Annotated in this window: 11 protein-coding genes; 9 read left to right on the top strand and 2 right to left on the bottom strand. The window is 54.2% G+C overall.

The window, feature by feature from the left end:
• The first annotated feature begins 38 nt into the window (after positions 1 to 38).
• Both RHI63_RS10960 and RHI63_RS10955 read left to right on the top strand, forming a co-directional pair.
• Positions 39 to 1,343 (top strand): NCS2 family permease, encoded by a 1,305-nt coding sequence (locus tag RHI63_RS10960; protein WP_206200183.1) that lies wholly within the window; start codon positions 39 to 41, stop codon positions 1,341 to 1,343.
• A 49-nt stretch (positions 1,344 to 1,392) separates the two neighbouring features.
• Positions 1,393 to 1,905, top strand: coding sequence for an adenine phosphoribosyltransferase (locus RHI63_RS10955; protein WP_206200182.1), 513 nt, complete (start codon positions 1,393 to 1,395; stop codon positions 1,903 to 1,905).
• A gap of 27 nt (positions 1,906 to 1,932) precedes the next feature.
• On the opposite strand, the gene RHI63_RS10950 is transcribed toward RHI63_RS10955, so the two are convergent.
• Positions 1,933 to 3,630 carry a phospholipase D-like domain-containing protein gene (locus tag RHI63_RS10950; RefSeq protein ID WP_310821591.1) on the bottom strand — a complete coding sequence of 566 codons (1,698 nt, stop codon included), beginning with the start codon at positions 3,628 to 3,630 and terminating at the stop codon, positions 1,933 to 1,935.
• Positions 3,631 to 3,752: 122 nt separating this feature from the next.
• Between RHI63_RS10950 and RHI63_RS10945 the strand changes: the two genes are divergently transcribed.
• The 7 genes from RHI63_RS10945 to RHI63_RS10915 all read left to right on the top strand — a co-directional run bounded on the left by RHI63_RS10945 (position 3,753) and on the right by RHI63_RS10915 (position 11,234).
• A complete protein-coding gene (locus RHI63_RS10945; RefSeq protein ID WP_310821590.1) occupies positions 3,753 to 4,982 on the top strand; it encodes an acetate kinase in 1,230 nt (409 codons plus the stop codon).
• A 170-nt stretch (positions 4,983 to 5,152) separates the two neighbouring features.
• On the top strand, positions 5,153 to 5,584 hold the full coding sequence (locus RHI63_RS10940) for a hypothetical protein (RefSeq protein ID WP_206200179.1): 432 nt from the start codon (positions 5,153 to 5,155) through the stop codon (positions 5,582 to 5,584).
• Between the two features lie 29 nt (positions 5,585 to 5,613).
• Positions 5,614 to 6,195: a L,D-transpeptidase gene (locus RHI63_RS10935; RefSeq protein WP_310821589.1), complete on the top strand. Its 582-nt coding sequence runs from the start codon at positions 5,614 to 5,616 to the stop codon at positions 6,193 to 6,195.
• A 273-nt stretch (positions 6,196 to 6,468) separates the two neighbouring features.
• A complete protein-coding gene (gene pilM, locus RHI63_RS10930) occupies positions 6,469 to 7,548 on the top strand; it encodes a type IV pilus biogenesis protein PilM (RefSeq protein WP_225901572.1) in 1,080 nt (359 codons plus the stop codon).
• 11 nt (positions 7,549 to 7,559) lie between these two features.
• Positions 7,560 to 8,261: a PilN domain-containing protein gene (locus tag RHI63_RS10925; RefSeq protein WP_206200176.1), complete on the top strand. Its 702-nt coding sequence runs from the start codon at positions 7,560 to 7,562 to the stop codon at positions 8,259 to 8,261.
• Entirely contained in the window at positions 8,258 to 8,980 is a 723-nt protein-coding gene (locus RHI63_RS10920) for a pilus assembly protein PilO (protein ID WP_310743048.1), read from the top strand. Before RHI63_RS10925 ends, RHI63_RS10920 begins: the two co-directional genes overlap by 4 nt.
• Before the next feature lie 94 nt (positions 8,981 to 9,074).
• Positions 9,075 to 11,234: an AMIN domain-containing protein gene (locus RHI63_RS10915; protein ID WP_310821588.1), complete on the top strand. Its 2,160-nt coding sequence runs from the start codon at positions 9,075 to 9,077 to the stop codon at positions 11,232 to 11,234.
• A 53-nt stretch (positions 11,235 to 11,287) separates the two neighbouring features.
• On the opposite strand, the gene RHI63_RS10910 is transcribed toward RHI63_RS10915, so the two are convergent.
• On the bottom strand, positions 11,288 to 12,670 hold the full coding sequence (locus tag RHI63_RS10910) for a ferredoxin:protochlorophyllide reductase (ATP-dependent) subunit N (RefSeq protein ID WP_206200173.1): 1,383 nt from the start codon (positions 12,668 to 12,670) through the stop codon (positions 11,288 to 11,290).
• Position 12,671 lies beyond the last annotated feature (1 nt).

Raw genomic sequence — 12,671 nt, 5'->3', positions numbered from 1 at the left:
GGAGACATGGGTACTCACGCTTTAGGGATTGGTGTAATTTGCAGCAAGCACACACCTCACTCCCTACCGAGGCACTGGCGGCACTGACAACATTTCTAACGATGGCCTACATCTTGCCCGTCAATGCACAAATTCTTTCCAATGCCATTTTTCGCGAGCAACCACAAGATTTGCAGGCGGAGTTGGTGATTGCAACCGCCGTGTCTGCGGCAGTGGGTAGCATGCTGATGGGGACTTGGGCAAATTACCCGATTGCGTTGGCCCCCGGCATGGGCATCAATGCCTTTTTTGCTTTTGCGGTGGTGGGGCAAATGGGGCTGCCTTGGCCATTGGCGTTGAGTGCTGTCCTCCTAGAGGGCATTGTTTTTGTGCTGCTCACCTTGACGGGGGTGCGATCGCTGATTGTAAATATGATTCCCATGTCCTTGAAGGTGGCGATCGCTGCCGGGGTGGGGCTATTTATCGCCTACATTGGCCTTAGCAATGCGGGAATTATCATCGCTGATGCCGCCACGAAAACAAAACTCACCACCTTTCAGACATGGCCACCCATCCTCGCTGCCCTTGGGATTCTTTTGACAGCCTTTCTTTGTGCTAAGGGGGTGCGGGGGGCGATTTTTTGGGGGGTGATGATCACCGCCTTAGCTGCATGGCTAGTGGGGGCTGCCCCTTGGCCGACAGGTTTGATCCAATGGCCGCAATGGCCGTCCCATCTCTTTGGTCAAGCCTTGGCGGGTTTTGGACAATTGCAACCGCGGCAGTTGGGGTCTTTTTTCTTGGTCACCTTGGTACTGCTTTTTACCGATATGTTTGACACCGTAGGCACGCTCTCTGCGGTGGGGGTACAGGCGGGGTTTCTCAATCAGCAGGGACATTTCCCCCGCGCTTTGGGAGCCTTTATGGCAGATGCGGTGGGGACAATTGTTGGCGCCCTCTTTGGCACTTCCACCGTGACCACCTATATTGAATCGGCAGCCGGAATTGCCGTGGGCGGCCGGACAGGACTGACGGCTTTAATGGTTGGCGGATTGTTTTTGCTCTCACTGTTTTTTTTGCCGATCACAACCGCGATTCCCAGTTTTGCCACGGCACCAGCGCTAGTGCTTGTCGGTGTCTTTATGGCGCGATCGCTCCCAGACATTCCCTGGTCTGATCTCACGGAAGCAATTCCTGCTTTTTTAGTGGTGTTGGTGATGCCCTTGAGCTACTCCATCAGTGAGGGGCTAGCAGTGGGATTTATTAGCTATCCAATCGTGAAATGGGCGGCAGGCAAAGGGAGGGAAGTGCATCCTGCCCTCTGGGGATTGGCGCTTATCTTTATTGCCCACTACTTTTGGCGTTAGACAAGATCTAAGATAGGATGCTTCTGAACTGATTGGAAACACACTACCTATGGATCTCAAATCCCTGATTCGTGATGTCCCAGACTTCCCTAAGCCGGGCATTTTGTTTCGGGATTTAACAACACTGCTGCAAAATCAGGCGGGGCTGCGCTACGTCATTGACCAATTGGTGGAAAAACACGCCAACGAGGGCATTGACTATGTGGCTGGTATCGAGTCGCGGGGCTTTATTTTTGGTGCCCCCTTGGCCTATCGACTGGGAGCAGGCTTCATTCCTTTACGCAAACCGGGTAAACTTTGTGCTCCCGTCTATGCGGTGGAGTATGAACTAGAGTATGGGCGCGATCGCCTCGAGATGCACCAAGATGCTGTAGAGCCAGGTCGGCGGGTACTCATTGTTGATGACTTGATTGCCACTGGAGGCACAGCGGCAGCAGCGGCGGGTCTGATCCAAAAAGCGCAAGCTGAACTCCATGGCTTTGCCTTTATCGTCGAGCTGACGGACTTGGGGGGACGACAAAAGTTGCCCGATGTGCCGATTACCACCCTTGTAACTTATTAGGTTTATTAAGTGTGACTGACTAGGGCGTTACCACGTCACGCGATCGCGCAAGCGTTCGAGGAGCTTCGGCCCGACACCGGGGACAGCATCTAGATCGGCCAAGGATTGAAAGGGCTTTTGCTCGCGAGCACGGATAATTTCAGCCGCCAGTTTGGGGCCGACGCCCGGTAGGGTTTGCAGTTCCTCTGCGGTGGCCGTGTTCAAGTTCACCCGTGTAGTCGGCGTGCTGGCACGATTTCCTGAAGAGGGGGCAGGTCGGGTGGCAATCTTACCACCACAGGCGGTCAACTGCTGCTGAATGCGATCGCGAATATGCTGCGGCAGACCCAAACGACTATTGCTATAGAGGCGCTCAAACTCCCGTTCGTAGTGAGCTGCAACCGTAGGATGCTCGATGACCAGCAAGAATTCATCATTGCCGCGGTTGGCCGCCTCGGACCAGTTGTGGGAACCCACAATCACCGTGCGATCGTCAACCACGCCATACTTGTGGTGCAGCTTATCGCCCTCTGGTAGGAGGGGGGTGCCCACCGTTTGAATGGGCTTTTGCCATGGGCGGTTGCCGGCTTCGTAGTAACAGTTGCCTTGACGGGCTTGGGCAGTATTGGCCATCGCTACCCCCATCATATCGAGGGCTTCGCTAAAGTCACGGTAGATAAATCCTGAGTCAATGAGGGCGCGAATCTTCACCCCTTGGTTGTGGCGTTCCTCAAGCACGTAGGACAACTCCTGATCGGAGAAAACAAAGAGCGCCATATCAATTTTTTGGCGACTGCGATTCAGAGTTTGACCAATGAGGCCGTTGGTAGAGGCCGCCCAGGGTTGCGATCGCGGGGTTGGCGAAAAGCGCACCGTGACCATGGCATCGCCCACAGCCACCCGTTGAGGGGGACGCACTGGCTTTTTGACCCCAAAGCGACTGTTGGGCTGACCACCGGGACCATCCCCCCACATAATGTTGAATTCCTCAGTAAATAGGCGTGCCACGGCGGGGCTATCAATCACCAAGAGGGAGTTGGCATTGCCACGGGTATCGGGTCGTCCCAAGTCGCCATGGACATCACTGAGGGTAAAGTTGGCAGTAGTGGCAATGACTTGGCGATTATCAATAACGATAAACTTGTGGTGCATGAGCATACTGCCTTTAGAGCCATCGGCAGTGTCATCAATCCAAGGAATCTTGGCCTCGTTGAGAATCGTCTGCACATCGCGATCGCTGAGTTCCGCTGCACTGAGTTGGCCATCGCCATTGGTATCCACGAGGGCTTTCCAGGCGTTGTAGCGCTCCCGCATTCTCGGATCCATGGCGCTCACTTGCGCAGGGCTGTAGGTTGCCCAAGGCGCAGTGTAGGTATTTTCCATCACCACTCGTACCCGCACTCCCGCCTGCTGCCGTGCTACTAGGGCCTTGGCCAGATTGGGTAGGCGAAACTCCTGCACCGCCACATCAATCGTCTTTTGTGCCTTGGCAATCTGCTCAATCATGATTGCCTCAAGGTCTTCCCCTTCACGGGTATAGGGGCGATAGGGTTCTTGATAACTGTGGGCTTGGGAGTGATTCATGTGTACCGCGATTTGCGGATGTTGAGGCAGCGGGTCTAGGGCAGGGCGGAGAATTGGGTGCGATCGCAATTGAGTGAGCACCACAGCCGCAATCAACAGCCCCAATAGAAACAACAGCAGATACACACCGTGTCGCCGCCATTTAAGCTTTTGCCAAAACACGCTGACTTCCCCAATGCTTGTCCCAATTCTAGGGCTCTCTTTTTCGCCTCAAGGTGTTCTGCGCTGCATCGGTTGCCACGGGCGCTTGGCTAGGATAGAGGCGATGCTTTTGCAGGCCTGCCATGATCACGGTGCTGGTGTTAAATGCTGGCTCTAGTAGCCTCAAAGCCTGTTTGTATCGGTTAGCACCTGAAATGGCGGCAATGGCTGCCACACCCCCCGCTCCCCTTTGGCAAGGCCTGCTCGATTGGGGACAAGACCCAACGGTGGCGCGGCTCAAGATCACAACTGCCGACCAGCGCTACGAAGCCAGCCTAACCCATCCAGAGGGGGGAATTGCAGGCCTACAGGACTGGCTCAAAACGCTCCTAGACACCCTCACCAATGGCTCGACAACGCTCCTAGAAAGCCTTGCAGAGATTACGATCATTGGTCATCGCGTGGTTCATGGGGGTAGCCATTACCAAGCAGCGGTGCGCGTGGATGCGCAGGTGAAAGCAACAATTACCGAATTTAGTGAATATGCGCCGCTCCATAATCCAGCCAACTTGCTGGGAATGGAATTAATGGCCGACATTTGTCCCCAAACACCCCAAGTTGCTGTGTTTGACACCGCTTTCCATGGGCAATTGCCGGCAGTGGCGCGCACCTACCCTATTCCCTATGAATTGACCACCGCGGGAATTCAACGCTATGGCTTCCATGGCATTAGCCATCAATACGTCAGTGAACGGGCGGCCACCCTATTGCAGCGTCCCTTAGCAGCGTTGCGCCTAATTACCTGTCACCTCGGCAATGGCTGTTCCCTGACGGCGGTCAAGGGCGGCGTTTCCGTTGAGACCACAATGGGCTTTACCCCCACGGCGGGAGTGATGATGGGGACGCGCTGTGGCGACATTGATCCGGGGATTTTGCTCTATCTGCTGCGGCGGGGCAAGACAGTTGAAGAACTCGATCGCTTGGTAAATCAGCAATCGGGACTGTTGGGGATCTCTGGGGTGAGTAACGATTTACGCCAGATCTTGGCAGCGATTGATCAGGGAAATACCCAAGCGCAGTTGGCCTATGACTGTTTTATCTACTCCCTGCAACGGGGCACTGCGAGCCTTCTGCCGGCTCTTGGTGGTCTCGATGCGTTGGTATTCACAGCAGGAATTGGTGAAAATGCCGCCGGTGTGCGCCGCGATGTCTGCCGAGGGCTAGGTTGGTTGGGAATTGAGTTAGATAGCGCAGCTAACGAAGAGGGTAAAGGCGATCGCGACATTGCGCTGCTGACTGCTCCCGTACGGGTTCTCGTGGTTCAGACCCAAGAGGATTGGGCGATCGCTCGCGCCTGCATACAGCTTCTGTAAGCTGAATTTGCTGAAGAAAACATAAGAAAACATCAAGATTTATGCTCTAGCCTTGACGCCCCAAGGTTGGCGTACGTAGAATGCGGGTAATTATTCACTCCTCAGTATTCAGTTTTCAGTATTCAATCTTTAAATCGTCCAAAGACAAAAAAAACATCAGGAGTTGAACTGTGTTGAATCTGCGTCGTACCGCTCTTGTTGCCTTGGCCGCAATGGCAACCTGTACCACTGTTTTACTTTCTCCCGCCGAAGCCAAGCAGGTGAAGGCTGTGCGGGGCGTTGTCACCAACATTGATGGGGATAATGTCACCCTGCGGCAACCTTGGGGTGAAGAGATTGTGGTGGTGTTTGATCGCAAGCACCGTCAGCGCCCCTTCCGCAAGGAAATTGTTGAAGGTCTGGATGTGGCAGTGATTTTGGATCCAAAGGCCAGTGTGCCCACCGCCAAAATCATCTGTGCCGCCATCGTGCCTGCCCCTGAGTATGTCGCGGTAACCCCCATTCGAGTGCCTCAAGTGGGTGGCTCAGCACCGGCTCCGCGTCCGGCTGCCATTCCCCCCGCAGCACCAGCGCCGGCACCGCCAACACAAATTCTGTTCTAAACATCCTGAGAGAGATCGGAGTTGTTCTCATGTTGGGCTGGGTCAGAGGAAAAACCTTGGGTTTAGCACTGGGGGCGATCGCTATCCTGCCTATGGCTGCTGTGGGTGCTGAAGAATTGAAGGTGAGCCGTGCTTCTGAGTCAGAGCCGTACTTGCCGACCACCTTAGCGCCCTTGGCACTTCCCCCCGTTGGTGAGGCAACTCCGTTTCTACCCGCTTTGGAACGCAAAATTGTCTTGCGCTTGCGGGAGCGCCGCGTCTTTCTCTATGAAGGTGATCAAGTATTAGCCAGCTATCCCGTGGCCGTGGGCAAGCCGGGCTGGGAAACGCCCCAAGGTAATTTCAGAGTGCTGCACAAAGTCGTCAATCCCCAATGGCGTAATCCCTTTACGGGGGTTTTGGTTCCGCCGGGGGGTCGCAACCCTTTGGGCGATCGCCTGATTGTCTTTGCCCCCATGGGAAATAACAACTATGCTGGCTTCCACGGCACAACGAATGAATCTTTGATTGGCCAAGCCGTTTCCCATGGCTGTGTGCGGATGCGCAACGATGATATTCGCGCCCTCTTTGAAAAAATTGAGGTGGGCACACGAGTGATCGTTCGGCCTTAATTGATTTTAATCAAGAAAAACTAATATCATCATTTATCATTATTTGGCGATCGCTGGTGACTTTCCCCAAGAGCGATCGCTCAAGTTTTGCATAAAGCCACTTTGCAAACCATACCAATGCATTGGAAAGAGCCGATGCACATTGGTTATGATCGCCTTAGCAACACAGGTGTTTCCATAACCCTGTCAGATTAGGGTGTGGCCTCGTTCTGAAATTCACTCTTCACACCATCTCGCTAATGCAAACTTGACCGTTCACTGGTGGGTGATATTGTGCTGGGAAATCTATTTGCAAAACCAAAGCAGGGCTTGGGGATTGAACTCACCCCAGAGCGGGTCAATATCGTACAGCTTCAGCGGCAAAAGCAGGGTCTGAAAATGACCGCTATGGCCTCAGTGCCCTTGAGTGAAGGCGCCATTGAAGAAGGCCGCATCATTGACACCACCGCCGTCGCCGATGCCATCCGTCAAGGGATTGAGGATAAGCGCATCAAACAAAAAGAGGTGATCAGTGCCATTCCCATGAATGAAGCCGTGATTCGCCTGATTCGCCTGCCTGCGGAATTACCCGACTACGAATTGCGGGAAGTGGTTCTCATGCAGGAAGCCCCACTGTACCTGCCCTTTCCCCGTGAAGAGGCCGATGTTGACTATCAAAAGCTGGGAACCTCCCTTGATGAAGATGGCATTGAGCGGGTAGAAATTTTGCTCGTGGGCACGCCCCGCGAAGTGACCGATGCCTATATCAATGCCTTTACCCAAGCCGGTTTACAACTCACCGCCCTTGAAGTGACCAATTTTGCCCTCATGCGTACCCTGCGGGATTCACTACAGCAGTTTGTGGGCGAAGCAGCAGCGATTATTGATATAGGCGACGAGGGCACAGAAATTAGCATCGTCAAAGATGGCATTCCCCAGTTCAACCGCAAAGTGCCCATTGGCAAAGAACGGATGCAAGAAGCCATTAGCCGCGCCATGAACTTGCCGCCTTCGATGGGCGTTGACCTGATTGAGAATCTGACCGTTCCCCTAGAGCCGATGGATGTGACCGGAGCACTCAACCCCAGTGGTGCCGCTATTTTGCGAGTGCTCTCCGATCTGGCAGACGAAATCCGCCGCTCCATTGACTTTTACCTCAACCAAGGGGAAAGTCTAGAGGTCTCGCAGTTGCTGCTTGCCGGTCCCGGTGCCAGTATTGGTCAAGTGGATGAGTTTTTTAGTCAGCGGCTCAACTATGCCACCACTTTGGTTGACCCCATTAGTTTGCTGGGACTGCAAACCCCGGAAGAGATTCCCCTCGAAAAACGCCCTGCCCTCGGCACGGTGATTGGTCTTGGTCTGCGTGGCGCTTAGGAGCATCCCCGATGTACTCAATTGAGATTAACCTCCTTAAAGAACGTCCCGAAGTGGGGGGCATGGCTGCTACCACAACCGCAGCGGCAGGAATGAGTAATGTGCCGATTATTATCGGTGGTGTCGCTGCCCTCTTCTTTGTGGGGCTAGCTCTCCTCGGCTCGGTGGGTGCCAACCTCTGGCTGCAACAACTGACGAGTAAACAAAAAAGCATTCAGGATCGCCTCGCAGCCATTTCTCCAGACCTGCAACGCATGGATGAAATTAAAAAAGAGCAGGAACAGATTGCCGCAGAAACCAAAGCCCTAGCCACGGTGTTTAATCAGGTCAAACCTTGGTCGGCGGTGATACGCAATATGGCAACTCAAACGCCAGGGGAAGTACAAATTCGACGGATTACCCAAGGCGGACAAACAGGCCAAGAGCTAACGATTGAAGGCACAGCCGTCTCCTTTGATGCAGTCAGTGACTTTCTTTTGCTCTTGCAAAATCGCTCTCCCTTCTTTGATGGCAAGGCCACTCAGTTGGTGAAGGCGGAACGGGCAAATCAACAGGGTGAGGAAGAGACAACCGCAAGGGTTTCCTTCAATATCAAGACGGCGATCGCCAGCGTGCCAGCATCGGAACTCCTTGAAGAACTCGCGGCCAATGGCGTTGAAGGACTGGTGGCGCGCATTCAATTTCTCAAAGAAAAAGGAGTGGTACAGGAATGACCCTAACTGGCGATTTTGGCGGCCCGCCGATTGAGGAACCCGCACCCAATTATCCGACGGTCTTTGGCATTACCCTGACACCCGTCGTCAGTGGTGTCCTTATTGCCTTGGTAGGTTTGGGAGCAGCGGTTTACTTGGGGAGTCTTCTCATTGCCCCCAAACTGGAGGAAGCGGCTAAGTTACAGGAGGAAATTGCCCAGCAGGAAAATGACCTCTCCCAGCGGGAAGTGATCCTGAAGCAACTCAATGATGTGGTAGCGGGGCTAGAGCGCGCCAAGCGGCAAAATCGTGACGTGCGATCGCTCTTTGCGACACAGGAAGCCCTAGACACCCTCCTCCTTGACATTAACCGCCTGATCTTGACCAGCGGCGCCCAACTGACCACATTTGAACCCGATAGTGCAGCTTCAGGAATTGTCCAAGATGGCTCCCTTGGCCCCGAATTAAATGCCAAACTAAAACAACAGGTAACCAACGTTACGATTCAAGGGTCATTTCCCAGCATTTTGCAGATCATGCAAAAAATTGACCAGCAGCAGAACTTCCTCGTGATTAACAACCTGACGATGGAACTCGTTGCTGATAAGCCCGGCGAAGTGATTACCACATTTAAGCTCATGGCCTATGTACCCCTAACCCCTGAGGAAATTGCCGCTTTGGCCCCCCCACCCCAAGGAGGTGAGCAGCAAGGACAACCGCAACAACAACAGCAGCAATAGCGCATGGCAAGCCAAAAAGCAGCGTAGAGTGTCTTGGGAGCGAGTTGCATTCTCTTTTCATACATTTGGTGGCATTCGTGAGGAGTCAAGCATCGTGAGTCAGCTTTTACATCGTCTCGGCTTAGGGGTGGCCACAACCGCCCTTGTTGCTGCCAGTCAAACCCCCACTTGGGCCACAGCAACGGAAATCACGGGAGTTCGTCTGGTAACAGCGCCCAACGGCATTCAACTCCTCTTCAACGTGCAGGGGAATCTACGGCCAGCGGTTTTCACAGTCAATCGCGGCAATGCCTCCATTGCTGATATTCCCAATAGCCAACTGCGCCTGCCCCAAGGGGGTGCCTTCCGCCAAGACAACCCCGCCCCCGGTATCTCCTCCGTCGAGGTGGTGCAACTGGACGCCAAAACCATCCGCGTCACCGTGAATGGCATTAGTGCTGCTCCCATTGGTGAAGTCATCCGCGAAGGACGCGATGGCCTGCAAATTAACTTCATCACCGCTCAAGGCTCTGCTGGCCCCCAAGTTGCCCCCACGGGTCAACCCATGGCCATGCCCCCCGGCCCTAGTGCGGTGCCGCCTTTTCTGCCGCGCCCAGTGCCACCCCCTGTTGGCGATATGCTGATTAGCCCCCTCAATGCGGATGCGGATGTCATCCAACTGGGCACCAATGAACGGATTCCCCGCCTACTGCTGCGGGAGGCTCCAGTGCGGGAGGTTCTTTCCCTACTGGCTCGTGCCGCCAATATGAACGTTGTCTTTCCGGAAGGCAATGGGGAAGGGGGCGGCGTCACCATCTCCCTCGATATCGAGAATGAATCCGTTCAAGACGTATTCAACTATGTGCTGCGGGTCACTAACCTCAAAGCCAATCGCCAAGGCCGCACTATCTTTGTGGGTCAAGCCTTACCCCCCGATGCCCAAAACCGCATTGTCCGCACCATTCGCCTTAATCAGATGCGCGTCTTTGGGGCGGGTTCAACGACACGGGAAATCAGCTCTCTGGCTCAAACGGGGGGCACCATCGGGAGCGGAGCTGGGGGTGCCCAGGCTGCAACAACCGCCCAAACTGCTCTCAACCGCGAAACCCGTACCCGTGAGGGTGACCTGCAACTAGGGGCAGTGCAGCTGTTGGAAATGTATGGTGCAAACTTGCCAGATACAGGTCCATCCCAAGCGCCAACCGGCTGTGAGCAGCTGCAAGTACCAGCAGCAGCGAGCGGGGTCGTCGGTCAAATTTGCCGTAGCTCCCTGCTAAAGGGGCTAGAGGTGGTGGGTGACCCCCGCACCAACACAGTCACCCTCATCGGCTCCCCCCGCAAGGTAGAAATTGCCACCCAACTGATTCAGCAATTTGACATCCGTAAGCGGCAGGTAATGGTCAATGTCAAGTTTATTGATGTGAACCTGTTGCGAGGACGCACAGCCAATGCAGACTTAATTACTAATTTTGGCAGCAGCCTGTGGGGAGCCATTTTAGATCCAAATGGTTTAACGGTGATTCGCGGCACCACGCCACCTGTACCTGGGGTGCCTGCCCCTGCCCCCCTCACTGGCGCACTTGGCAGTACACCCGTGGGGAATCTACTGAGCGACTTTTTTGCGCAGCTTCGACTTTCTATTGAAACTGGCAATGCCACAATTCTAACCAACCCCACCCTTGTCATTCAGGAAGGCAGCGCTGCGCAAGTCAACTTGACCCAAGAAATTTTCTCTGGCATTGAATCCACTGCTGCTCAACAAGCCACTGGTGGCGGCGGGGCGATCGCGACTCAACAGATTCGCCCAATCCTGCGACCTGTGGGGGTGATTTTTAATGTCACCGTAGAGCAAATTGACGATAATGGTTTTATAACGCTGCAATTGTCTCCAGAGGTAAGTGCTCCCAGCGGTACCTATGATGTGATTTTCCCAGGGACGGGTGGTTCCACGGGGACACTGATCTCGCAACGGCGGATGGAGTCGGGGCGGATTCGCTTGCGGGATGGCCAAACCTTGATGCTGGCGGGCATCATCCAAGATCAAGATCGCTCGTTGGTGACTAAGATTCCAATCCTAGGAGACATTCCCCTGTTGGGGCGGTTGTTCCGCCGCGAGAGCAACCAGCGTCAACGCAATGAACTGGTGGTGATGGTGACGCCGAAGATTGTTGATGATACCCAGAATGCGGGGTTCGGCTATCAGTACTCGCCAACACCGGGGAGTATGCCGCCTAACCTGCAAAACCAGATTCTCCAACCCCCACGGCGACGCTAAGGCCTCTAAGTAGGGATTGCCCCCTCCGAGTCTGTTCAGAGGGGGTTCATTCTTTAGTGGGTCACCATTTTTTGCCAACCTAACCCTGCAAGGGCTTGATTGCGCCGCAGCGGACGGGTAACGAGTTCTAGAATGTCACGGGCATTGCCAAAGCCGTGAATTTGGGCAAAGGTGAATTCCACAGACCACTTGGTGCTGATGCCACGGGCTTCGAGGGGATTGGCATGAGCCATACCCGTAATCACAAGGTCGGGCTGGAGCGCCTTAATCCGCTGAAGTTGATTGTAGTTATCGGGTTTTTCAACAATGGTGGGGAGGGGATGCCCCATTTCGGCACAAGTCTTCGTCAAGAGTTCTAGCTCGGCTGCTTGGTAACGTTTATCCATGTAGGGGATGCCAATTTCTAGTACCCGCATACCACAGCGAATCAAAAACCGCGCTAGGGAGATCTCTAGGAGATTATCCCCCATGAAAAAGACCGATTTGCCTCGCACCAATTCAAGGTAGTCGCTCAGTTTTTCCCAAGTTTCGGCTTCCCGCTCTGCTAGGCCTTGGGGCTGAATCCCAAAAGTGGTACAAATCTGCTCAATCCAAGCGCGGGTGCCATCCGAACCAATGGGAAATGGGGCGGTGATCAGTTTGCATTTACGGCGGCGGATCAGGGTCGTAGCCGTCCGACTGAGGAAGGGATTCACACCAGCAACGTAGTAGCCCTCATCAATCACTGGCAATTCGGTATAGCGTTTGGCAGGCAGCCATCCTGACACCTTGATGCCCTGTTTTTTTAATTCCAAGGTGAGTTGGGTCACCACGGGATCGGGCAGAGAGCCAAAGAGAATAAGGGGTGGGTGGTCGTGGTACTGGTGGGATTCAGCTTGGAGATCCTCTTTTTTCTTGCCAAAGTTGAGAAGGCGCTGGATGGGGTTGCGTTCCTCTGGATCGCTCACCGCTGTGGGCGTGGGACAACGGGCGGCCATGGCTGCTAGCACCGTATCTTCCCCTTGGGTAAAGGCGTAGTCGAGACCATTGGCGCGAGCCACAACAATGGGAATGCCAATTTCGGCTTCGAGCTTGGGCGCCAGTCCCTCCAAGTCCATTTTGATAATTTCCGTGGTGCAGGTGCCAATCCAGACAATGACACTGGGGTTGCGATCGCGCTTGATTTGGAGGCAGAGGCGCTTTAGCTCTTCATAATCATTGAGTTGCGCCGAAATATCCCCCTCTTCTAGCTCCGCCATGGCATAGCGGGGTTCCGCAAAAATCATCACCCCCATCGCATTCTGCAAAAAGTAGCCACAGGTCTTGGTGCCAATGACCAAAAAGAAACTGTCTTCAATTTTTTGGTACAGCCAAGCCACACAGCTGATGGGACAAAAGGTGTGGTAATTGCCCGTTTCACACTCAAAGTTGAGGGCATTGGGAGCAGTCGCAGTCATA

The sequence above is a fragment of the Thermosynechococcus sp. GLH187 genome (assembly GCF_031583395.1).
Taxonomy (GTDB): domain Bacteria; phylum Cyanobacteriota; class Cyanobacteriia; order Thermosynechococcales; family Thermosynechococcaceae; genus Thermosynechococcus.
The sequence above is the reverse complement of the archived record's forward strand: the minus strand, read 5'-3'. Positions and strand labels throughout refer to the sequence as shown.